Origin of the sequence: Mycobacterium numidiamassiliense (genome assembly GCF_900157365.1) — a bacterium.
GTDB lineage: Bacteria > Actinomycetota > Actinomycetes > Mycobacteriales > Mycobacteriaceae > Mycobacterium > Mycobacterium numidiamassiliense.
Genome location: NZ_FUEZ01000004.1, coordinates 2,087,105 through 2,110,472 on the forward strand (window position 1 = coordinate 2,087,105; position 23,368 = coordinate 2,110,472).

At 62.5% G+C, this 23,368-nt stretch carries 19 protein-coding genes and 2 rRNA genes; 20 read left to right on the top strand and 1 reads right to left on the bottom strand.

Going from position 1 to position 23,368, the window contains the following annotated elements; all coding sequences use genetic code 11:
• The first annotated feature begins 56 nt into the window (after window positions 1-56).
• The 17 genes from thrB (at window position 57) to MNAB215_RS18580 (ending at window position 16,228) form a co-directional block, all read left to right on the top strand.
• Window positions 57-992 (top strand): homoserine kinase, encoded by a 936-nt coding sequence (gene thrB / locus MNAB215_RS18495; protein WP_077080106.1) that lies wholly within the window; start codon window positions 57-59, stop codon window positions 990-992.
• 263 nt (window positions 993-1,255) lie between these two features.
• Entirely contained in the window at window positions 1,256-3,121 is a 1,866-nt protein-coding gene (gene rho, locus MNAB215_RS18505; protein WP_077080107.1) for a transcription termination factor Rho, read from the top strand.
• A gap of 198 nt (window positions 3,122-3,319) precedes the next feature.
• The gene (rpmE, locus tag MNAB215_RS18510) at window positions 3,320-3,562 is read left to right on the top strand and encodes a 50S ribosomal protein L31 (RefSeq protein WP_077080108.1); all 243 of its coding nucleotides are present in this window, start codon (window positions 3,320-3,322) and stop codon (window positions 3,560-3,562) included.
• A gap of 96 nt (window positions 3,563-3,658) precedes the next feature.
• Window positions 3,659-4,732, top strand: a complete 1,074-nt coding sequence (prfA, locus tag MNAB215_RS18515) for a peptide chain release factor 1 (RefSeq protein ID WP_077080109.1) — start codon at window positions 3,659-3,661, stop codon at window positions 4,730-4,732.
• Window positions 4,729-5,598 carry a peptide chain release factor N(5)-glutamine methyltransferase gene (gene prmC / locus MNAB215_RS18520; protein ID WP_077080110.1) on the top strand — a complete coding sequence of 290 codons (870 nt, stop codon included), beginning with the start codon at window positions 4,729-4,731 and terminating at the stop codon, window positions 5,596-5,598. The genes prfA and prmC overlap by 4 nt, the downstream gene beginning before the upstream one ends.
• 89 nt (window positions 5,599-5,687) lie before the next feature.
• Window positions 5,688-6,341, top strand: coding sequence for an L-threonylcarbamoyladenylate synthase (locus MNAB215_RS18525; RefSeq protein ID WP_077080111.1), 654 nt, complete (start codon window positions 5,688-5,690; stop codon window positions 6,339-6,341).
• Window positions 6,342-6,383: 42 nt separating this feature from the next.
• Entirely contained in the window at window positions 6,384-7,610 is a 1,227-nt protein-coding gene (locus tag MNAB215_RS18530; RefSeq protein ID WP_425436473.1) for a glycosyltransferase family 4 protein, read from the top strand.
• A 224-nt stretch (window positions 7,611-7,834) separates the two neighbouring features.
• A complete protein-coding gene (locus MNAB215_RS18535; protein ID WP_077080112.1) occupies window positions 7,835-8,326 on the top strand; it encodes an ATP synthase subunit I in 492 nt (163 codons plus the stop codon).
• Window positions 8,319-9,077: a F0F1 ATP synthase subunit A gene (gene atpB / locus MNAB215_RS18540; protein WP_077080113.1), complete on the top strand. Its 759-nt coding sequence runs from the start codon at window positions 8,319-8,321 to the stop codon at window positions 9,075-9,077. Before MNAB215_RS18535 ends, atpB begins: the two co-directional genes overlap by 8 nt.
• Before the next feature lie 84 nt (window positions 9,078-9,161).
• Window positions 9,162-9,407 (top strand): F0F1 ATP synthase subunit C, encoded by a 246-nt coding sequence (locus tag MNAB215_RS18545; RefSeq protein ID WP_108637788.1) that lies wholly within the window; start codon window positions 9,162-9,164, stop codon window positions 9,405-9,407.
• 9 nt (window positions 9,408-9,416) lie between these two features.
• Window positions 9,417-9,923 carry a F0F1 ATP synthase subunit B gene (locus tag MNAB215_RS18550; protein ID WP_077080115.1) on the top strand — a complete coding sequence of 169 codons (507 nt, stop codon included), beginning with the start codon at window positions 9,417-9,419 and terminating at the stop codon, window positions 9,921-9,923.
• Between the two features lie 7 nt (window positions 9,924-9,930).
• On the top strand, window positions 9,931-11,271 hold the full coding sequence (locus MNAB215_RS18555) for a F0F1 ATP synthase subunit B/delta (protein WP_077080116.1): 1,341 nt from the start codon (window positions 9,931-9,933) through the stop codon (window positions 11,269-11,271).
• Window positions 11,272-11,316: 45 nt separating this feature from the next.
• The gene (gene atpA / locus MNAB215_RS18560) at window positions 11,317-12,978 is read left to right on the top strand and encodes a F0F1 ATP synthase subunit alpha (protein WP_077080117.1); all 1,662 of its coding nucleotides are present in this window, start codon (window positions 11,317-11,319) and stop codon (window positions 12,976-12,978) included.
• Between the two features lie 6 nt (window positions 12,979-12,984).
• Window positions 12,985-13,902: a F0F1 ATP synthase subunit gamma gene (locus tag MNAB215_RS18565; protein ID WP_077080118.1), complete on the top strand. Its 918-nt coding sequence runs from the start codon at window positions 12,985-12,987 to the stop codon at window positions 13,900-13,902.
• Window positions 13,903-13,924: 22 nt separating this feature from the next.
• Complete coding sequence (gene atpD, locus MNAB215_RS18570) at window positions 13,925-15,376, top strand: F0F1 ATP synthase subunit beta (protein ID WP_077080119.1); 1,452 nt, start codon at window positions 13,925-13,927, stop codon at window positions 15,374-15,376.
• Window positions 15,377-15,412: 36 nt separating this feature from the next.
• Window positions 15,413-15,778, top strand: a complete 366-nt coding sequence (locus MNAB215_RS18575) for a F0F1 ATP synthase subunit epsilon (protein WP_077080120.1) — start codon at window positions 15,413-15,415, stop codon at window positions 15,776-15,778.
• A gap of 6 nt (window positions 15,779-15,784) precedes the next feature.
• The gene (locus tag MNAB215_RS18580) at window positions 15,785-16,228 is read left to right on the top strand and encodes a DUF2550 domain-containing protein (RefSeq protein WP_077080121.1); all 444 of its coding nucleotides are present in this window, start codon (window positions 15,785-15,787) and stop codon (window positions 16,226-16,228) included.
• A 20-nt stretch (window positions 16,229-16,248) separates the two neighbouring features.
• Here MNAB215_RS18580 and MNAB215_RS18585 read toward each other — a convergent pair whose 3' ends face one another.
• On the bottom strand, window positions 16,249-16,824 hold the full coding sequence (locus tag MNAB215_RS18585) for a cob(I)yrinic acid a,c-diamide adenosyltransferase (protein ID WP_077080122.1): 576 nt from the start codon (window positions 16,822-16,824) through the stop codon (window positions 16,249-16,251).
• Between the two features lie 70 nt (window positions 16,825-16,894).
• Here MNAB215_RS18585 and murA point away from each other — a divergent pair, with 70 nt between their 5' ends.
• The 3 genes from murA (at window position 16,895) to MNAB215_RS18600 (ending at window position 23,329) form a co-directional block, all read left to right on the top strand.
• On the top strand, window positions 16,895-18,148 hold the full coding sequence (gene murA / locus MNAB215_RS18590; RefSeq protein ID WP_077082138.1) for a UDP-N-acetylglucosamine 1-carboxyvinyltransferase: 1,254 nt from the start codon (window positions 16,895-16,897) through the stop codon (window positions 18,146-18,148).
• Window positions 18,149-18,448: 300 nt separating this feature from the next.
• Window positions 18,449-19,967 (top strand): 16S ribosomal RNA (locus tag MNAB215_RS18595).
• 275 nt (window positions 19,968-20,242) lie between these two features.
• A 23S ribosomal RNA gene (locus tag MNAB215_RS18600) occupies window positions 20,243-23,329 on the top strand.
• Together the 16S and 23S rRNA genes form the textbook arrangement of a ribosomal RNA operon.
• Window positions 23,330-23,368: the final 39 nt, after the last annotated feature.

The following is a 23,368-nucleotide window of genomic DNA, read 5'->3' on the forward strand; positions in this document are numbered from 1 at the left end:
AAGCCGGGTGCAGCGGGTCGTCACGCATCGAATCTGAGAGTGTGTCCGTGACCCAGATGCTGCCCGCAGGGCTGGTGGCAAGCGCCGTCGTGTCGGCGTCCAGTGCCAACCTCGGCCCGGGTTTCGACAGCATCGGGCTGGCCTTGAACCTGTGCGACGAAATCGTGGTCGAGACAACGGGTTCAGGCCTGAAAGTAATAGTCGAGGGCGAGGGCGCCGGTCAGGTCCCGCTCGGGCCCGAACACCTGGTGGTGCGGGCCATCGAACGAGGCCTGCAGGCGGCCGGGGCCAGCGCACCGGGCATGCTGGTGCGTTGTCGCAACGCCATCCCGCATTCTCGCGGCCTGGGCTCGTCGGCGGCGGCAGTTGTCAGCGGCCTGGCTGCGGCGAATGGCCTTATCGCACAAACGGATTCGACACCGCTGACCGAGGCGCAGCTGATCCAGCTGTCCTCGGAGTTCGAGGGTCATCCCGACAACGCCGCGGCCGCGGTGCTAGGTGGCGCCGTGGTTTCGTGGGTCGACCGCGGCGGCCCCGCGCCCGAATATTCGGCCGTTGGGCTGCGCCTTCATCCCGATATCCGGCTGTTCTGCGCGATCCCCGAGGAACGGTCGTTGACGTCGGAAACTCGGGTGCTGCTGCCCGTCGAAGTCAGCCACGACGACGCCACGTTCAACGTCAGCCGCGCCGCGTTGCTGGTGGTGGCGCTGACCAATCGCCCCGATCTGCTGATGCCGGCCACTGAAGATCTCCTGCATCAACCGCAGCGTGCCTCGGCAATGCCCGCCTCCGCGGAATATTTGCGGCTGCTGCGGCGTCTTAACGTGTCAGCGACGCTTTCGGGGGCGGGCCCATCGCTGATAGCGCTCAGCACACAGCCACAATTGCCTGGTGAAGCGGTGGACTATGGAGCCGCGCATGGATTTACCATCACTGAGATGGCCGCCGGCGGAGGAGTTCGCTGGAGCCCGGGTGTCACAGTTCGGAGTTAATCCACAGCGTGGTCGGAGGGTTTGCTTGCTTCCGGCCCAGATGCGGGCTATCCTCGGAGCCGTCCAGCAATCGCAGCATCTGCATCTGCAAAAACTGCCTTGCCGCTAGGACAACTACCAATTCTTCTCGTGGACGAGGTTCGCCGCTTTCCGCCGCCCATTAGGCGATCACCGTTGTAGAGACGATTGGGTGCACTCGGCAATTTGGCTGACTGCAACGAACCCTCGTATGAACTGATCAGCGAGGGAAAGAAAGGAAATCCGTGACTGATACGGACCTCTTCACGGCTGGCGAAAGCACCGATGGCGACCAGCTGTCGAGCCCCGTGACCACAGACACTCCAGACGTCAAGAACACCCCGGTCGGCTCCCTGTCCACCATGGTGCTGCCCGAATTGCGCGCACTGGCGAACCAGGCCGGCGTCAAGGGGACGTCGGGTATGCGCAAGAACGAACTCATCGCCGCCATCAAGGAGACCCGGGGACAGGCCAACGGCACGTCGGTCAAAGACCATCCCGCCTCCGAAGACAACGGGAAACCCGACGTGGCCGACGCCGAAACGCCGACCGCCCAAGGGCACCAGAACGATTCGACGGACGAGGCGCCGCGCCGCGAACGCCGCAGTGCCTCCCGTGACGCGGGGTCAGCTGATTCCGCGACCGACGAGGCGGACCGCGAAGACACGCGCGGCGGCAAGGGCGAGAACCGCAACGGCAAGCCCCGCGGCGACTCCGAAGAGCGCCAGGGCAACCGGCAAGAATCCAAGAACGACGACCGCGGATCCGATTCGAGCAACGATCGCGGCGGTGACAGACAGGGCTCAGGCGGCCAGCAGAATCGCGGCGGCTCGAACCAGCAAGACGACGAAGACGGCGAAGGCCGTCAGGGTCGCCGGGGACGCCGGTTCCGCGACCGTAGGCGCCGCGGCGAACGGACGGGCGAAGGCGGTGGCGGTGGCGACGCCGAGCTGCGCGATGACGACGTCGTCCAGCCGGTCGCCGGCATTCTCGATGTCCTGGACAACTACGCGTTCGTGCGCACCTCCGGCTACCTGGCCGGCCCGCACGACGTCTACGTCTCCATGAACATGGTGCGGAAGAACGGCCTGCGCCGCGGCGACGCGGTGACCGGCGCGGTTCGGGTGCCCAAAGAGGGCGAGCAGCCCAACCAGCGGCAGAAGTTCAACCCGCTGGTCCGCCTCGATACCGTGAACGGTGGACCGGTCGAGGACGCCAAGAAGCGTCCCGATTTCACCAAGATGACGCCGTTGTACCCCAACGAGCGGCTGCGGCTGGAGACCACGCCCGACCGGCTGACCACCCGGGTCATCGACCTGATCATGCCGATCGGCAAGGGCCAGCGTGCGCTGATCGTGTCGCCGCCCAAGGCGGGTAAGACGACGATCCTGCAGGACATCGCGAACGCGATCACCAAGAACAACCCGGAATGCCACCTCATGGTCGTGCTCGTCGACGAGCGCCCTGAGGAGGTCACCGACATGACGCGCTCGGTCAAGGGCGAGGTCATCGCCTCGACGTTCGACCGGCCGCCGTCCGACCACACCGCGGTCGCCGAGCTGGCGATCGAGCGGGCCAAGCGGCTGGTGGAGCAGGGCCGCGACGTCGTGGTGCTGCTGGACTCGATCACCCGACTGGGCCGTGCGTACAACAACGCGTCGCCGGCGTCGGGCCGCATCCTGTCCGGTGGTGTCGACTCGACCGCCCTGTACCCGCCCAAGCGTTTCCTGGGTGCGGCGCGCAACATCGAGGAAGGCGGGTCGCTGACCATCATCGCCACCGCGATGGTCGAGACCGGCTCCACCGGCGACACGGTCATCTTCGAGGAATTCAAGGGCACCGGTAACGCCGAGCTCAAGCTGGACCGCAAGATCTCCGAGCGCCGGGTCTTCCCCGCGGTCGACGTCAACCCGTCCGGTACCCGCAAGGACGAACTGCTGCTCTCGCCCGACGAGTTCGGCATCGTGCACAAGCTGCGCCGCGTGCTCTCGGGCCTGGACTCTCACCAGGCCATCGACCTGCTGATGTCGCAGCTGCGCAAGACCAAGACCAACTACGAGTTCCTGGTCCAGGTGTCGAAGACGACGCCGGCGAACATGGACAACGACTAGCGAGCCCCTGTAGCGGCAGGAAAACCCGCCGCTACACCGCCGGGAATGCGGGGGCGCATCTCGGTGTTTGGGATGATGGCGGTTGACCTGGCATAATCGAGGCTCGATTACCCCAGAACCGCCTTTTGGTTCGGAGTTCACGCCCAACCGCCGGATTCACGTGGCGGGCCAGGGCGACAAACGATCGAAGAGGACACCATGAAAGCTGACATCCACCCCACCTACGCGGAGACGACCGTGCTCTGCGGGTGCGGCAACTCCTTCCAGACGCGCAGCACCAAGGAAGGCGGCCGCATCGTCGTCGAGGTCTGCTCGCAGTGCCACCCCTTCTACACCGGCAAGCAGAAAATTCTGGACTCCGGCGGACGCGTGGCCCGCTTCGAGAAGCGGTACGGCAAGCGCAAGGCCGGCGACGCAGCCGCGGAAAAAGCGGACAAATAGCTGGATTGCCGACGCCCGAACTGTGCGTGAACATGCACAGGCCGGGCGTCGGTTCGCGTTTGCGGTACGTGGCGCGACGGTGGCAGGAGGTGTGACATGACGCAGCCGGTCAAGACGATCGATGGGCTGCTCGCTGAGCACGCCGAGCTCGAGCAGCGGCTGTCGGATCCGCAGCTGCACAGCGATCCTGTCGAAGCCCGCAAGGTCGGTCGCCGGTTCGCCCGCTTGGCCCCGATCGTCGCCACCCACCGCAAATTGGTGTCGGCTCGCGGCGACCTGGACACCGCACGCGAGCTGGCCGCGGATGACCAGTCGTTCGCCGATGAGGTTGTCGAGCTGGAATCGCGGGTCGCCGAACTGGACACCCAGCTCACCGATATGTTGGCACCCCGCGACCCGCATGACGCCGACGATGTCGTGCTCGAAGTCAAATCCGGTGAGGGCGGCGAAGAGTCGGCGTTGTTCGCCGCCGACCTGGCCAGGATGTACATCCGCTACGCGGAGCGACACGGCTGGACGGTCACCGTGCTGGACGAGACGATCTCGGACCTCGGCGGCTACAAGGACGCGACGCTGACCATCGCCAGCAAGGGCGACTCGGTCGATGGGGTGTGGTCGCGGCTGAAGTTCGAAGGCGGCGTGCACCGGGTGCAACGCGTCCCGGTAACGGAATCCCAAGGGCGCGTGCATACTTCAGCCGCGGGGGTATTGGTCTATCCGGAACCCGAAGAAGTCGCCGAGGTACAGATCGACGAGTCGGATCTGCGCATCGACGTGTACCGCTCGTCAGGCAAGGGCGGGCAGGGCGTCAACACCACCGACTCCGCCGTGCGAATCACGCACCTGCCCACCGGGATTGTCGTCACGTGCCAGAACGAACGCTCACAGCTACAGAACAAGACTCGCGCGCTACAGGTGCTGGCCGCGCGGCTGCAGGTGTTGGCCGAAGAGCAGGCGCAGGCCGACGCGTCGGCCGATCGGGCCAGCCAGATTCGCACGGTGGACCGTAGCGAACGGATCCGCACCTACAACTTCCCGGAGAACCGGATCGCCGACCACCGGATCAATTTCAAGGCACATAATCTCGATCAGGTCCTCGACGGTGACCTCGATGCGCTCTTCGACGCGCTGAGCGAAGCCGACAAGCAGGCGAGGCTGCAACAGGCATGACCGTCCTGCGGCGTGCAATCGACTGTGCTGCGGCGCAACTCGCCGAAGCGGGAATCGATTCCGCCCGTCACGACGCCGAGCAGTTGGCCGCCCACCTGGCGGGCACCGAACGCGGCCGGCTGACCCTGGTCGAATCCCTCGACGACGACTTCCTCCGCCGCTACCACGAAGTCGTCGCGGCACGCTCGCGGCGGGTGCCGTTGCAGCATCTCATCGGAACGGAGGCTTTCGGTCCCGTGCTCCTGCACGTCGGGCCCGGGGTGTTCATACCCCGGCCGGAGACCGAGGCCATGTTGGCATGGGCGACCGCGCAGCAGCTGTCGGCCTCGCCGGTCATCGTCGATGTGTGCACCGGATCCGGAGCGCTGGCCGTCGCCCTGGCCCGGCATCGGCCCGATGCCCGCATCATCGGAATTGACGATTCCCCCGCGGCACTGGATTACGCGCGTCGCAATGCCGAGGGCACCTCGGTGGAGCTGCTATCGGCCGACGTCACCGAGCTGGCCTCCAAGCTGGGTCTGCTTGCTGAGCTGGACGCACGGGTGGACCTGGTGGTGTCGAATCCGCCCTACGTTCCCGACGGCGCGACGGTGGAACCCGAAGTTGCCCAATACGATCCACCTCGCGCGGTGTTCGGCGGACCGGACGGGATGGCGGTGATCACCGAAGTGGTGCGGCTCGCCGGACGCTGGCTTCGCCCCGGCGGCTTGTTCGCCGTTGAACACGATGACACTACGTCGGCGCGCACGGTCGAATTAATCGCGAGCACAGGGCTTTTCGAAGACATTCAGGCCAGGCAGGATCTGGTTGGCCGACCAAGATTCGTGACGGCCCGAAGGCGGGGCGCCCATGACTTCGCGTCGTGACGATGCAGAGCGAAGCGATGAGGAGGAGGGGCGCCCATGACTTCGCGTCGTGACGATGCAGAGCGAAGCGATGAGGAGGAGGGGCGCACATGACTGACGTCTTCGACTGTGCGGACCCCGACCGGCGTTCGGACGGAATCGCCTCGGCGGTGGGGGCACTCAAGGGTGGCCGCCTGGTCGTGATGCCGACCGACACCGTTTACGGCATTGCCGCAGACGCATTCGACAACAGTGCGGTCGCGGCGCTGCTCGCGGCGAAGGGACGCGGGCGGGACATGCCGGTGGGCGTTCTGGTCGGCTCGTGGCACACCATCGAGGGTCTGGTCTACACCATGCCGGACGGGGCTCGTCAGCTGATCCGCGCCTTCTGGCCTGGAGCGCTGAGTCTTGTTGTGGCGCAAGCGCCGTCGTTGCATTGGGATCTCGGGGATGCCCGCGGCACGGTCATGCTGCGGATGCCGCTGCATCCCGTCGCGATCGAGTTGTTGCGCGAGGTCGGTCCGATGGCGGTGTCCAGCGCCAACGTCTCCGGCCGGTCGGCCGCCGTCACCGCCGAGGAGGCCCGAAATCAGCTCGGCGATCTCGTCGACGTCTACCTCGATGCCGGCCGTTGTGAACAAGGCACCGCCTCGACGATCGTCGACCTCACCGGAGCCGCGCCGCGCATTCTGCGAGCGGGCCCGGTCAGCGTCGAGCGGATCGCCGAAGTGCTTGGGACGGACCCCGGAAGTTTGATCGCCTAACCAGCGAACGCGCCGCCGCACAGTTATTGAGGTCTCAGGAAGGTGACGTACGGTCTCGTAGTGTCCACCGGCCCAGCCAGCCACCTAGCCAGCCTGATGGCTGGTTCGCACGCGCTGTCCGATCGAGGCGCCGGTGTCCCGCTGCGTGAGCTCGCGCTCGTCGGGCTGACCGCGGCAATCATCACCTACTTCGCGACCGGACCGGTGCGGGTGCTGGCCACCCGATTGGGCGCCGTCGCCTATCCGCGCGAGCGCGATGTGCACGTGACGCCCACCCCGCGGATGGGGGGGCTGGCGATGTTCGTCGGCATCCTCTCGGCTGTCTTCCTGGCTTCCCAGCTGCCCGCGCTCACTCGCGGGTTCGTCTACTCGACCGGCATGCCCGCGGTGCTGGTGGCCGGCGCGGTGATCATGGGCATCGGGCTCATCGACGACCGGTGGGGCCTCGACGCGCTGACCAAGTTCGCCGGCCAGATCACCGCGGCCAGCGTCCTGGTGACCATGGGCGTCGCCTGGAGCGTGTTGTACATCCCGATCGGGGGAGTCGGCACGATCGTGCTGGACCAGGCCTCATCGATCCTGCTCACCCTGGCGCTGACGGTCTCGATCGTCAACGCGATGAACTTCGTCGACGGACTCGACGGACTCGCCGCCGGCCTGGGACTCATCACCGCCCTCGCGATTTGCATGTTCTCGGTGGGGCTGCTGCGCGACCACGGCGGTGACGTGCTGTTCTATCCGCCGGCCCTGATTTCCGTGGTGCTGGCGGGGGCGTGTCTGGGCTTTCTGCCGCACAATTTCCACCGCGCGAAAATCTTCATGGGCGACTCCGGCTCAATGCTGATCGGTTTGATGCTCGCCGCCGCCTCCACGACGGCCGCCGGGCCCATCTCGCAGAACGCCTACGGCGCACGCGATGTGTTTGCCTTGCTGTCGCCGTTCTTACTGGTGGCCGCGGTGATGTTCGTACCGATGCTCGATCTGCTGCTGGCGATCGTGCGCCGCACCCGCGCGGGCCGCAGCGCGTTCAGTCCCGACAAGATGCACCTGCATCACCGGTTGCTGCAGATCGGTCATTCGCATCGCCGAGTGGTCCTGCTCATCTATTTGTGGGTCGGCATCGTCGCGTTCGGCGCGGCGAGCACGATCTTTTTCAATCCCCGCGATACCGGCGCGGTCATGTTGGGTGCCATCGTGGTGGCCGGAGTCGCGACAGCGATCCCGCTCCTTCGTCGCCGCGACTACGCAGACGAGGACTACGACGACTAGTAGTAGTGGCCCTGACCTTGTGGTACGGTGCTGGTAGAACCCCGAAATCAATCTCGCGGGTTGCCGGCCAGCCGGCGCGTCGGAGGCGAATCCGACCGTGCCGGATCACGACCGACAAAGGGAGCGACCCCTTGCGTGAACCCACTGTGACGTGCGATACGCTCGGCGGGCTACCGATCAATCGGTCGGATTTCCGCCCTACAAATCCGGAGTGAGGTGCTGCAGTGACGACACCAGCGCAGGACGCGCCGTTGGTGTTTCCCTCTGTTGCTTTCCGCCCGGTTCACCTATTTTTCCTCAGCATCGCCATCACCGCGGTGGCACTCGTCGCGGCCGGGCTGTCCGGTCACCTGATGGTTGGGGTGTTCTTCGGCGTCGGGCTGCTCCTGGGTTTGCTCAACGCCTTGCTGGTGCGACGTTCAGTCGCATCGATCACCGCCAAAGACCATCCGATGAAAAGCACGATGGCTCTGAATTCGGCGACTCGGCTAGCGGTCATCACCATCATCGGCCTGATCATCGCCTTCGTTTTCCGGCCGGCCGGGTTGGGTGTGGTGTTCGGGTTAGCGCTCTTCCAGGTGATCTTGGTGTTGTCGACGGCGCTCCCGGTATGGAAGAAGCTGCGCAGTGGCGACTGGGTGGAATCCGACTCCCCGGATGGTTCCAACGGCGGCGTAACCGCGGGAACGGAAGGAAGAAGCAGCAGCGATGACTGAGACGACGTTCCTGGCTGAAGGCGCGATCGAGGTCGGCGAGCACACACACGCCACCTGGCTTGGGCTGACCGTCAACACCGACACGATTCTGTCGACCGGAATCGCTGCCGTCATCGTGCTCGCGCTGGCCTTCTTCCTGCGCGCCAAGATCACTTCGACCGGCGTCCCCAGCGGAGTGCAGTTGTTCTGGGAGGCCATCACCGTCCAGATGCGCGATCAGATCGAGGCGGCCGTCGGGATGCGGATCGCGCCGTTCGTATTGCCGCTGGCGGTCACCATCTTCGTGTTCATCCTGATCTCCAACTGGCTGTCGGTGCTGCCGCTGCAGTACACCGATAAGTCCGGGCGCACCACCGAGTTGCTCAGCTCGGCGGCGGCGGACATCAATTACGTTCTGGCGCTGGCCCTTTTCGTCTTCGTCTGCTACCACATCGCGGGGATCTGGCGCCGTGGGATCGTGGGTCACCCGCTGGCGGTGCTCAAGGGTCACGTGGCGTTCCTGGCGCCGATCAACCTGGTCGAAGAGCTCGCGAAGCCAATCTCGTTGTCGCTGCGACTTTTCGGGAACATCTTCGCCGGTGGCATCTTGGTTGCGCTGATCGCGCTCTTCCCGCCGTACATCATGTGGGCGCCGAACGCAATCTGGAAAGCTTTCGACTTGTTCGTCGGCGCAATTCAGGCGTTCATCTTCTCGATCCTGACCATCTTGTATTTCAGCCAAGCCATGGAGCTCGACGAACACCATGACTGAGATCTTCATGAATTGGATTGAGCCGCACATCATTACAGAAAGCCTGGTAGACCACTACCAGATAAAAGGAGGATAAGAATGGCTCTGGACCCCCAAGTCGCTGCCGCTGCTCTCATCGGTGGTGGACTGATCATGGGTGGCGGTGCAATCGGCGCCGGCATCGGTGACGGCATTGCTGGTAACGCGTTGGTTGCGGGTATCGCACGGCAGCCCGAGGCGCAAGGCCGGCTGTTTACGCCGTTCTTCATTACCGTCGGTCTGGTTGAGGCCGCGTACTTCATCAACCTGGCGTTCATGGCGTTGTTCGTCTTCGCCACACCCGTCGGCTAGATCGCTGTGATGGGCGACGCGAGCCTGAGCATTCTGGCATCACGCCAGGTAGCAGAGGGAGGCAACAACTTCCTCGTTCCCAACGGCACCTTTTTCTTCGTGCTGGCCATCTTCCTAGTCGTGCTCGGCATCATCGGCACGTTCGTCGTGCCGCCGATCCTGAAGGTGTTGCGCGAGCGCGACGCCATGGTCGCCAAGACCGTTGCCGACAACAGGAAAGCGACTGAGCAGTTCGAAGCGGCGCAGGCCGACTACGAAAAGGCGATGAAGGAAGCTCGAGTCCAGGCGTCGTCCTACCGCGACAACGCCCGGGCCGAGGGTCGCAAGGCGGTTGAGGACGCCCGCGCCCAAGCGGAGCAACAGGTCTCGTCGACGTTACTGTTGGCCGCCGAACAATTGAAGCGGGAGAGGGACTCCGTGGAACTGGATCTGCGTGCCAACGTGGCCGGCATGTCGGCGACGTTGGCCAGCCGCATCCTCGGTGTCGACGTCACTACCTCTACCGCGGCGAGGTAAATCAAATATGTCGACGTTTATCGGACAGCTGATCGGGTTTGCGGTCATCGTGTTGTTGGTCGTGCGCTATGTCGTGCCGCCCGTGCGTAAATTGATGGCGACGCGACAGAACACGGTGCGCCAGCAGCTGGATGATTCGGCTACGGCCGCCGAGCGGTTGACCGAATCGACCACGGCGCACAGCAAAGCGGTTCAGGCCGCCGAGGCGGAAGCCAAGCAGGTCGTCGAAGAGGCGAAGACCGACGCGGTGCGCATCGTCGAGCAATTGCGCGAGCAGGCCGGGATCGAGGCGGAGCGCATCAAGGCGCAGGGTCAGCGCCAGGCTGAACTGTTGCGGGCACAGCTGAGCCGTCAGCTTCGCGTGGAGCTTGGGCACGAATCTGTGCGCCAGGCAGAGGAATTGGTGCGCAACTATGTCGCCGACGTGGAGCAGCAGTCGGCCACAGTCGATCGATTCTTGGACGAGCTCGATGCCATGGCGCCTGCGGCGGCTGAAGTCAAGTACCCCTTGATGGCGAAGATGCGCTCGGCGAGTCGGCGGGCACTGAAAAGCGTCACGGACCGGTTCGACGCGCTAGCAGCGGATCTGGACGTTCCGGGATTGGAAAAGCTTTCCAGTGAGCTGGTTTCGGTCGCCAAGATGCTCGAAGACGAAATTGTCGTCACTCGGTATCTCACGCTTCCGTCCGAAGACGCCGAGCCCAGGGTCAGATTGCTCGAACGGCTACTGGCCGGCAAAGTCGGCGATCCGACTCTGGAGTTGTTAAGGGCGGCCGTTTCGGAGCGATGGTCTACCAATTCGGATCTGATCGACGCCGTCGAACACGTGTCACGGCAAGCGTTGTTGGAAGTCGCCGCACGCGAGGATCGGGTCGACGAGGTCGAAGACCAGTTGTTCCGGTTTGCGCGGATCCTTGAGGCACAGCCGCGCCTTGGTGTCCTCCTGGGCGAGTACGGGACTCCGGCCGAAGGCCGAATTGGGTTGCTGCGCAACGTGCTCAGCAGCGCGACCGGCAGAAGCAACAGGATTACCAACGCATTGCTGTCCCAGACCATTGAGCTGTTAAGAGGTCAGTCGGCCGACCACGCCGTGCTGTTCTTGGCCGAAGCCGCGGTGGCACGGCGCAATGAGATTGTGGCGCAAGTGAGTGCGGCCGCCGAGCCCAGCGATGCTCAGCGCACTCGCCTCACCGAAGTACTTAGCCGCATCTATGGACATCCGGTCGCGGTGCAGCTGCAGATCGACGCCGCCCTGCTGGGTGGTCTCCTCATCTCCGTGGGCGACGAAGTGATCGACGGATCGCTCTCGTCGCGTCTGACCGCGGCCGAGGCTCAACTGCCCGACTGAACACGAACTTAGTCAGCACTAACCGAAGTAGGAAGACGAAAAGCTATGGCCGAGTTGACAATCTCCGCTGATGACATCCAGAGCGCGATCGAAGAGTACGTAGGTTCGTTCACCTCCGACACCTCCCGCGAGGAGGTCGGCACCGTCATCGACGCCGGCGACGGCATCGCGCACGTCGAGGGTCTGCCGTCGGTAATGACCCAGGAGCTGCTCGAGTTCCCGGGTGGCGTCCTCGGTGTCGCCCTCAACCTCGACGAGCACAGCGTCGGCACGGTGATCCTCGGTGACTTCGAGAAGATCGAACAGGGCCAGCAGGTCAAGCGCACCAACGAAGTCCTGTCGGTCCCCGTCGGTGACAATTTCCTGGGGCGGGTCGTCAACCCCCTCGGCCAGCCGATCGACGGTGGCGGCGACATCGAAGCCGAGACGCGCCGCGCGCTGGAACTCCAGGCGCCCTCGGTGGTGCAGCGGCAAAGCGTCAGTGAGCCGCTGCAGACCGGGATCAAGGCCATCGACGCGATGACACCGATCGGCCGTGGCCAGCGTCAGCTGATCATCGGCGACCGCAAGACGGGCAAGACCACCGTCTGCGTCGACACCATCCTCAACCAGCGCCAGAACTGGGAGACGGGAGACGCGAGCAAGCAGGTGCGCTGCGTCTACGTGGCCATCGGGCAGAAGGGCACCACGATCGCGTCTGTGCGCCGCACCCTGGAAGAGGGCGGCGCGATGGAGTACACCACCATCGTCGCGGCGCCCGCCTCGGATGCCGCAGGCTTCAAATGGCTTGCGCCGTACACCGGTTCGGCGATCGCCCAGCACTGGATGTATCAGGGCAAGCACGTGCTCATCGTCTTCGACGACCTGACCAAGCAGGCCGAGGCCTACCGCGCGATCTCGCTGCTGCTGCGCCGTCCGCCCGGCCGCGAGGCCTACCCCGGCGACGTCTTCTACCTGCACTCGCGACTATTGGAGCGCTGCGGGAAACTCTCCGACGAGCTCGGGGCCGGTTCACTCACCGGTTTGCCGATCATCGAGACCAAGGCCAACGACATCTCGGCCTACATCCCGACCAACGTCATTTCGATCACCGACGGGCAGTGCTTCCTGGAGACAGACCTGTTCAACCAGGGCGTCCGGCCGGCCATCAACGTCGGTGTCTCGGTGTCGCGGGTCGGTGGCGCGGCGCAGATCAAGGCCATGAAAGAGGTGGCCGGCTCATTGCGACTGGACCTGTCGCAATACCGCGAATTGGAAGCCTTCGCCGCCTTTGCGTCCGATTTGGACGCCACCTCGAAGGCGCAGTTGGAGCGCGGCGCGCGGCTGGTCGAGCTGCTCAAGCAGCCGCAAAACCAGCCCATGCCCGTCGAGGAACAAGTGGTCTCCATGTTCCTGGGTACCGGTGGACACGTGGACTCGGTGCCGGTCGAGGATGTCAGGCGATTCGAAACCGAACTGCTGGACCACATCCGGGGCTCCGAAGGAAAGATCCTCGCGGACATCCGCGAGAGCAAGAAGCTCAGTGAGGAAAACGAGAAGGCGCTTACCGACGCCATCAATCACTTCAAGAAGGGCTTCGCTGCGACGGGCGGTGGGTCGGTGGTGCCCGACGAGCACGCCGAGCCCAAGGAAGACGAAGGCAAAGAATCGGTGAAGGTCAAAAAGCCTGAACCCAAGGACAAGGACGCCAAGAAGGACAAGAAGTAGCGAACCATGGCTGCCACACTTCGCGAACTACGCGGGCGGATCCGCTCCGCGGGCTCGATCAAGAAGATCACCAAGGCCCAGGAGTTGATCGCCACATCGCGCCTGCCCAAGGCGCAGAATCGGCTCGAATCCGCGAGGCCCTACGCCTTCGAGATCACCCGGATGCTCACCACCCTGGCCGACGAAGCCGCTCTGGACCATCCGTTGCTCGTCGAGCGTCCGGAACCGAAGCGGGCCGGTGTCCTGGTGGTGTCCTCCGACCGCGGCTTGTGCGGGGCGTACAACTCGAGCATCTTTCGTCGCTCCGAACAACTTTTCGCCCTGCTCCGCGAGGAGGGAAAAGAACCAGTCCTCTACACGGTGGGCCGAAAAGCGCTGGGCTATTACACCTTCCGCAACTGGGACATCGCCGCGTCGTGGACCGGCTTCTCCGAGCAACCCCAGTACGAGAGCGCCGCGGAGATCGGTTCAACCTTGGTCGATGCGTTCATGAAGGGCACCGGGGACGACGATCAGCAGGCTGACGACGTTGCGGGCGTCGACGAACTGCACATCGTCTACTCGGAGTTCAAGTCGATGATGTCGCAGACGGCGGTGGCCCATCGGATGGCTCCATTGGTCGTGGAGTATGTCGAGGAAGACACCGGACCGCGCACCCTGTACTCGTTCGAGCCGGACGCGACGACACTGTTCGATGCGCTGCTGCCGCGGTACCTGACCACGCGGGTTTATGCGTCCATGCTCGAGTCGGCCGCATCCGAGCTGGCGTCGCGTCAGCGGGCGATGAAATCGGCCACCGACAACGCCGACGACCTCATCAAGGCTCTGACGCTAGAGGCCAACCGTGAGCGGCAGGCCCAGATCACCCAGGAAATCAGCGAAATCGTCGGTGGCGCAAACGCGCTCGCCGACGCCGCTAAGTAGCCCCACAAGGAAGCGAAAAATAATGAGCGCTACTGCCGAAAAGACCGACAAGCCGACCAAATCGGACACCAGCGGCCGCGTGGTACGGGTGACCGGGCCGGTCGTCGACGTTGAGTTCCCGCGGGGTTCGGTCCCCGAGCTGTTCAACGCATTGCACGCGGAGATCACCTTCGAGGAGCTGAAGAAGACCCTGACGTTGGAGGTGGCGAACCACCTCGGCGACAACTTGGTGCGGACTATCTCGATGCAGCCCACCGACGGCCTCGTGCGTGGCGTCGAGGTGATCGACACCGGTGCAGCAATTTCGGTGCCGGTCGGTGAGGACGTCAAGGGCCACGTCTTCAACGCGCTGGGTTACTGCCTGGACAAGCCGGGATACGGAGAAGACTTCGAGCACTGGTCGATTCACCGCAAGCCACCGGCCTTCGAAGACCTCGAACCGCGGACCGAGATGCTCGAGACCGGTCTCAAGGTTGTCGACCTGCTGACTCCTTATGTGCGTGGTGGCAAGATCGCGCTGTTCGGCGGTGCCGGCGTGGGCAAGACGGTGCTGATCCAGGAGATGATCAACCGCATCGCTCGTAACTTCTCGGGTACTTCGGTGTTCGCCGGCGTGGGGGAGCGCACCCGTGAGGGCAATGACCTCTGGGTCGAGCTCAAGGAAGCCAACGTGCTCAAGGACACCGCGCTGGTCTTCGGTCAGATGGACGAGCCGCCCGGTACTCGTATGCGGGTCGCACTGTCCGCGCTGACGATGGCGGAATGGTTCCGCGACGAGGCGGGCAAGGATGTGCTGCTGTTCATCGACAACATCTTCCGGTTCACCCAGGCCGGATCCGAGGTGTCGACGCTGCTCGGCCGGATGCCGTCGGCGGTGGGTTATCAGCCCACGCTGGCCGACGAGATGGGTGAGTTGCAGGAGCGCATCACCTCGACGCGAGGCAAGTCGATTACGTCCATGCAGGCCGTCTACGTGCCGGCCGACGACTACACCGACCCGGCGCCGGCGACGACGTTCGCTCACCTTGACGCCACCACCGAGCTGTCCCGTGCGGTGTTCTCCAAGGGCATCTTCCCCGCCGTGGACCCGCTGGCGTCCAGCTCGACGATCCTTGACCCCAGCGTCGTTGGTGACGAGCACTACCGTGTCGCGCAGGAAGTCATTCGAATCCTGCAGCGTTACAAGGACCTTCAGGACATCATCGCGATCCTCGGTATCGACGAGTTGTCCGAAGAGGACAAGCAGCTGGTGAACCGGGCCCGCCGCATCGAGCGGTTCCTCTCGCAGAACATGATGGCCGCCGAACAGTTCACCGGCCAGCCGGGTTCGACGGTTCCGGTGAAGGAGACCATCGAGGCGTTCGACCGGCTGAGCAAGGGCGATTTCGACCATGTGCCCGAGCAGGCCTTCTTCTTGATCGGTGGATTGGACGACCTGGCGAAGAAGGCCGAGAGCCTCGGCGCCAAGCTGTGATCAAGGACTTCCGGCTGAGTCGAAAGGTGGTGTGGCATGGCCGAATTGAACGTTGAGATCGTCGCAGTCGACCGCAAGATCTGGGCGGGTGAGGCAACCTTCTTGTTCACCCGCACCACTTCCGGCGAGATCGGGATCCTGCCCCACCACATTCCGCTGGTCGCCCAACTGGTCGACGACGCCATGGTGCGCGTCGAACGTGAAGGCGAAAACGATCTGCGGATCGCCGTGGATGGCGGGTTCTTGTCGGTCACCGAGGAGTCGGTGACCGTGCTCGCTGAGTCCGCCGAATTCGAGTCGGAGATCGACGAGGCCGCCGCCAAGGAGGACTCGGAGTCCGACGACCCCCGCGTCGCCGCCAGGGGGCGTGCGAGATTGCGCGCCGTCGGCGCGATTGACTAACCGCCAATGAGCGCGCCCATGGTCGGCATGGCCGCGCTCGTTGTCGTGCTGGGGGTCGCCGTCGCCGCACTGAGCTATCGCTTATGGAAGCTGCGACAGGGCGGAACGGCAGGCATCATGCGGGACATCCCCGCGGTTGGTGGCCACGGCTGGCGGCACGGCGTGATTCGCTACCGGGGTGGTGAAGCCGCTTTCTACCGGCTATCGAGTCTGCGGTTGTGGCCGGATCGCCGGCTCGGTCGCCGCGGTGTGGAGATCGTGGCCCGGCGTGCCCCGCGGGGCGACGAGTTCGACATCATGACCGACGAAATCGTGGTGCTGGAACTGCGCGACACGACCCAGGACCGCAGATCGGGCTACGAGCTGGCGCTCGACCAGGGTGCGCTTACCGCGTTCTTGTCATGGCTGGAGTCCCGTCCGTCACCGCGCGCGCGTCGTCGCAGCGTGTAGCGCCGAGATCCCTCGCGCGACTATTGCTTTTGTCCACCCGGCTGCCACAGCACATCGCCGTCGGGGTTGGCGGCCCGCGACAGGATGAACAGCAGATCCGACAACCGATTCAGATATTTCGCCGGGAGAACGCTGACGCCGTCCTCGTGAGCATCGACTGCCGCCCATGCGGATCGCTCGGCGCGGCGCGCGATGGTGCGCGCCACGTGCAGCAGCGCTGATAGCGGCGAACCACCAGGCAGCACAAAGGAATTCAGCGCAGGCAACGGCTCGTTGAAAGCGTCGCACCACGCTTCGAGCCGATCGATGTAGGCCTGGGTGACGCGCAGCGGAGGGTGCTCGGGATTGGCCACCACCGGCGTCGACAGATCCGCGCCGGCGTCGAACAAGTCGTTCTGGATCTGTCGCAGCACCTCGGCGAACTTCTCGTCTGGCTGACCCAGGGCGATCGCAGCGCCGATCGCGGAGTTGGCTTCGTCGCAATCCGCGTAGGCCACCAGCCGGGCATCGTTCTTGGAGACCCGCGAGAAATCGCTTAGACCGGTGGTTCCGTCGTCGCCTGTTCTCGTGTAAATGCGGGTCAGGTGTATCGCCATGAGCAAACCGTACTCGGCTGACCTGCCAGGCCGACTGACAAGCCGATACCGCATCACTAAACTGACGCGGGTGGCTGAGCGATTCGTGGTGACCGGCGGCAATCGCTTGTCAGGCGAGGTCGCCGTCGGCGGCGCGAAGAACAGCGTGCTCAAGCTGATGGCCGCGACATTGCTGGCAGAAGGCACCAGCACGATCACCAACTGCCCGGACATCCTCGATGTGCCGTTGATGGCAGAGGTGCTGCGTGGTCTGGGCGCCACCGTCGAGCTGGACGGCGATGTCGCCCGCATCACCTCGCCCGACGAACCCAAGTACGACGCCGATTTCGCCGCGGTGCGGCAGTTTCGCGCCTCGGTGTGCGTGCTGGGGCCGCTGGTCGGCCGGTGCAAGCGGGCCAAGGTCGCCCTGCCCGGCGGTGATGCGATCGGATCGCGCCCGCTGGATATGCATCAGGCAGGGCTTCGCCAGCTGGGCGCCACGTGCAACATTGAGCACGGTTGCGTCGTTGCACACGCGGATACCTTGCGGGGCGCCGAGATTCAGTTGGAGTTTCCTTCGGTGGGGGCCACCGAGAACATCCTGATGGCGGCGGTCGTCGCCGAGGGTGTCACCACTATTCACAACGCGGCGCGCGAGCCTGACGTGGTCGATCTGTGCACGATGCTGAACCAGATGGGTGCCCAGGTCGAGGGCGCGGGCTCGCCGACGATGACCATCACTGGCGTGCCACGGCTGTATCCCACCGAGCATCGCGTGATCGGAGACCGCATCGTGGCCTCCACCTGGGGCATCGCGGCAGCCATCACCCGCGGTGACATCTCCATCACCGGTGTCGACCCGGCGCATCTTCAGGTGGTGCTGCACAAGCTGCACGACGCGGGCGCCACCGTCACGCAGACCGATAACAGCTTCCGGGTGACTCAGTACGAGCGTCCGAAGGCCATGAACGTCGCCACGTTGCCGTACCCCGGGTTCCCGACCGATCTGCAGCCGATGGCGATCGCGCTGGCCTCGATCTCCGACGGCACCTCGATGATCACCGAGAACGTGTTCGAGGCGCGGTTCCGATTCGTCGAAGAGATGATCCGGCTCGGTGCTGATGCCCGCACCGATGGGCATCACGCCGTGGTGCGGGGTCTTCCGCAACTTTCCAGCGCCCCGGTGTGGTGTTCGGACATCCGCGCCGGCGCCGGCCTGGTGCTCGCCGGGCTCGTCGCCGACGGCGACACCGAGGTCCACGACGTCTTCCACATCGACCGCGGCTACCCGTTATTCGTCGAGAACCTGGCGATTTTGGGAGCGGAGATCGAACGGGTACAGTAACCGGAAGTTGTTGCCCACCAGGCGCGGTCGTTCACGAAGATGACTGAAACCGGGGCTTGACTCCTCTACCGGATCTGTATTAAGCTGGCAGGGTTGCCCCGAAGCGGGCGAAAACAAGTAAGAGTGTTGTTTGAGAACTCAATAGTGTGTTTGGTGTTTTTGTTTGTTGTTGTTTTTTTGACCGCATCTAAGCACCCCCGTGTGAGGGTGTGGTCGCAATTTATTTAGATGCCAGTTTTGGCGTCTTTTTGTTAGGTCAGATTTTTCTGATTCGAATTCACCTCGTTCGCGAGGAGTTTTTGTTTGGAGAGTTTGATCCTGGCTCAGGACGAACGCTGGCGGCGTGCTTAACACATGCAAGTCGAACGGAAAGGCCTCTTCGGAGGTACTCGAGTGGCGAACGGGTGAGTAACACGTGGGTAATCTGCCCTGCACTTCGGGATAAGCCTGGGAAACTGGGTCTAATACCGAATAGGACCATTTAGCGCATGCTTTATGGTGGAAAGCTTTTGCGGTGTGGGATGGGCCCGCGGCCTATCAGCTTGTTGGTGGGGTGACGGCCTACCAAGGCGACGACGGGTAGCCGGCCTGAGAGGGTGTCCGGCCACACTGGGACTGAGATACGGCCCAGACTCCTACGGGAGGCAGCAGTGGGGAATATTGCACAATGGGCGCAAGCCTGATGCAGCGACGCCGCGTGGGGGATGACGGCCTTCGGGTTGTAAACCTCTTTCAGCAGGGACGAAGCGCAAGTGACGGTACCTGCAGAAGAAGCACCGGCCAACTACGTGCCAGCAGCCGCGGTAATACGTAGGGTGCGAGCGTTGTCCGGAATTACTGGGCGTAAAGAGCTCGTAGGTGGTTTGTCGCGTTGTTCGTGAAAACCGGGGGCTTAACCCTCGGCGTGCGGGCGATACGGGCAGACTGGAGTACTGCAGGGGAGACTGGAATTCCTGGTGTAGCGGTGGAATGCGCAGATATCAGGAGGAACACCGGTGGCGAAGGCGGGTCTCTGGGCAGTAACTGACGCTGAGGAGCGAAAGCGTGGGGAGCGAACAGGATTAGATACCCTGGTAGTCCACGCCGTAAACGGTGGGTACTAGGTGTGGGTTTCCTTCCTTGGAATCCGTGCCGTAGCTAACGCATTAAGTACCCCGCCTGGGGAGTACGGCCGCAAGGCTAAAACTCAAAGGAATTGACGGGGGCCCGCACAAGCGGCGGAGCATGTGGATTAATTCGATGCAACGCGAAGAACCTTACCTGGGTTTGACATGCACAGGACGCCGGCAGAGATGTCGGTTCCCTTGTGGCCTGTGTGCAGGTGGTGCATGGCTGTCGTCAGCTCGTGTCGTGAGATGTTGGGTTAAGTCCCGCAACGAGCGCAACCCTTATCTTATGTTGCCAGCGCGTAATGGCGGGGACTCGTGAGAGACTGCCGGGGTCAACTCGGAGGAAGGTGGGGATGACGTCAAGTCATCATGCCCCTTATGTCCAGGGCTTCACACATGCTACAATGGCCGGTACAAAGGGCTGCGATGCCGTAAGGTTAAGCGAATCCTTTTAAAGCCGGTCTCAGTTCGGATCGGGGTCTGCAACTCGACCCCGTGAAGTCGGAGTCGCTAGTAATCGCAGATCAGCAACGCTGCGGTGAATACGTTCCCGGGCCTTGTACACACCGCCCGTCACGTCATGAAAGTCGGTAACACCCGAAGCCAGTGGCCTAACCTTTTGGAGGGAGCTGTCGAAGGTGGGATCGGCGATTGGGACGAAGTCGTAACAAGGTAGCCGTACCGGAAGGTGCGGCTGGATCACCTCCTTTCTAAGGAGCACCACGAGAAACATCCCAATTGGTGGGGTGTGAGCCGTGAGGGGTTCTCGTCTGTAGTGGACGAGGGCCGGGTGCACAACAACAGGCAATCGCCAAGCACACTATTGGGCCCTGAGACAACACTCGGGTTCTTCCCAGAGTCTTGTCCCTCCATCTTGGTGGTGGGGTGTGGTGTTTGAGTATTGGATAGTGGTTGCGAGCATCTAATGGATGCGTTGCCTTTATGGTGACGTGTTCATTTGTGTAATTTGTTATAATTCTTGTGTTAGTAAGTGTTTAAGGGCACATGGTGGATGCCTTGGCATCGAGAGCCGACGAAGGACGTAGGAGGCTGCGATAAGCCTCGGGGAGCTGTCAACCAAGCGTTGATCCGAGGATTTCCGAATGGGGAAACCCAGCACGAGTGATGTCGTGTTACCCGCATCTGAATATATAGGGTGCGGGAGGTAACGCGGGGAAGTGAAACATCTCAGTACCCGTAGGAGAAGAAAACAATTGTGATTCCGTCAGTAGTGGCGAGCGAACGCGGAACAGGCTAAACCGCATGTATGTGTAACCGGGTAGGGGTTGTGCGTGCGGGGTTGTGGGATTGATATGTCTCAGCTCTACCTGGCTGAGGGGCAGTTAGAAAGTGTCGTAGTTAGCGGAAGTGGTCTGGGATGGCCTGCCATAGACGGTGAGAGCCCGGTACGCGAAAACCCGGCACCTGCCTTATATCAACACCCGAGTAGCAGCGGGCCCGTGGAATCTGCTGTGAATCTGCCGGGACCACCCGGTAAGCCTAAATACTTCTCGATGACCGATAGCGGATTAGTACCGTGAGGGAATGGTGAAAAGTACCCCGGGAGGGGAGTGAAATAGTACCTGAAACCGTGTGCCTACAATCCGTCAGAGCCTCCTTGTGGGGTGATGGCGTGCCTTTTGAAGAATGAGCCTGCGAGTCAGGGACATGTCGCAAGGTTAACCCGTGTGGGGTAGCCGCAGCGAAAGCGAGTCTGAATAGGGCGCTTGAGTGGCATGTTCTGGACCCGAAGCGGAGTGATCTACCCATGGCCAGGGTGAAGCGCGGGTAAGACCGCGTGGAGGCCCGAACCCACTTAGGTTGAAGACTGAGGGGATGAGCTGTGGGTAGGGGTGAAAGGCCAATCAAACTCCGTGATAGCTGGTTCTCCCCGAAATGCATTTAGGTGCAGCGTTACGTGTTTCACCACGGAGGTAGAGCTACTGGATGGCCGATGGGCCCTACTAGGTTACTGACGTCAGCCAAACTCCAAATGCCGTGGTGTATAGCGTGGCAGTGAGACGGCGGGGGATAAGCTCCGTACGTCGAAAGGGAAACAGCCCAGATCGCCGACTAAGGCCCCTAAGCGTGTGCTAAGTGGAAAAGGATGTGCAGTCGCAGAGACAACCAGGAGGTTGGCTTAGAAGCAGCCACCCTTGAAAGAGTGCGTAATAGCTCACTGGTCAAGTGATTGTGCGCCGATAATGTAGCGGGGCTCAAGCACACCGCCGAAGTCGCGGCAACCGCAAGGTTGGGTAGGGGAGCGTCCCTCACGCAGCGAAGCTATCGGGTAACCGGTGGTGGAGTGTGGGGGAGTGAGAATGCAGGCATGAGTAGCGATTAGGCAAGTGAGACCCTTGCCCGCCGAAAGACCAAGGGTTCCTGGGCCAGGCCAGTCCGCCCAGGGTGAGTCGGGACCTAAGGCGAGGCCGACAGGCGTAGTCGATGGACAACGGGTTGATATTCCCGTACCCGTGTATGAGCGCCCGTGATGAATCAATTCTGCTAACCACCCAAATGGTGGTCTATCAATCCCTTCGGGGTGCGAGGATCACCGGCTGCGTGGAACCCGGGTTGGTAGTAGTCAAGCGATGGGGTGACGCAGGAAGGTAGCCGTACCAGTCAGTGGTAATACTGGGGCAAGCCTGTAGGGAGAGCGATAGGCAAATCCGTCGTTCATATTCCTGAGAGGTGATGCATAGCCGTTTGAGGCGAATTCGGTGATCCTCTGCTGCCAAGAAAAGCCTCTAGCGAGTTCACACACGGCCCGTACCCCAAACCAACACAGGTGGTCAGGTAGAGAATACCAAGGCGTACGAGATAACTATGGTTAAGGAACTCGGCAAAATACCCCCGTAACTTCGGGAGAAGGGGGGCCGGCATGCCGTGAACACCCTTGCGGTGGGAGCGGTAACCGGTCGCAGAAACCAGCGAGAAGCGACTGTTTACTAAAAACACAGGTCCGTGCGAAGTCGCAAGACGATGTATACGGACTGACGCCTGCCCGGTGCTGGAAGGTTAAGAGGACCCGTTAACTCGTAAGGGTGAAGCGGAGAATTTAAGCCCCAGTAAACGGCGGTGGTAACTATAACCATCCTAAGGTAGCGAAATTCCTTGTCGGGTAAGTTCCGACCTGCACGAATGGCGTAACGACTTCTCGACTGTCTCAACCATAGACTCGGCGAAATTGCACTACGAGTAAAGATGCTCGTTACGCGCGGCAGGACGAAAAGACCCCGGGACCTTCACTACAACTTGGTATTGGTCTTCGGTACGGTTTGTGTAGGATAGGTGGGAGACTGTGAAACTCTAACGCTAGTTAGAGCGGAGTCGTTGTTGAAATACCACTCTGATCGTATTGGACACCTAACGTCGAACCGTATATCCGGTTCACGGACAGTGCCTGGCGGGTAGTTTAACTGGGGCGGTTGCCTCCTAAAATGTAACGGAGGCGCCCAAAGGTTCCCTCAACCTGGACGGCAATCAGGTGTTGAGTGTAAATGCACAAGGGAGCTTGACTGCGAGACTTACAAGTCAAGCAGGGACGAAAGTCGGGATTAGTGATCCGGCACCTCTGAGTGGAAGGGGTGTCGCTCAACGGATAAAAGGTACCCCGGGGATAACAGGCTGATCTTCCCCAAGAGTCCATATCGACGGGATGGTTTGGCACCTCGATGTCGGCTCGTCGCATCCTGGGGCTGGAGCAGGTCCCAAGGGTTGGGCTGTTCGCCCATTAAAGCGGCACGCGAGCTGGGTTTAGAACGTCGTGAGACAGTTCGGTCTCTATCCGCCGCGCGCGTCAGAAACTTGAGGAAACCTGTCCCTAGTACGAGAGGACCGGGACGGACGAACCTCTGGTATACCAGTTGTCCCACCAGGGGCACGGCTGGATAGCCACGTTCGGACAGGATAACCGCTGAAAGCATCTAAGCGGGAAACCTTCTCCAAGATCAGGTTTCTCACCCTTTTAGAGGGATAAGGCCCCCCGCAGACTACGGGATTGATAGGTCAGACCTGGAAGCCCAGCAATGGGTGGAGGGAACTGGCACTAACCGGCCGAAAACTTACCAACACAACTCGCAACCACATATTCTTTTCGTGACTTATAGTC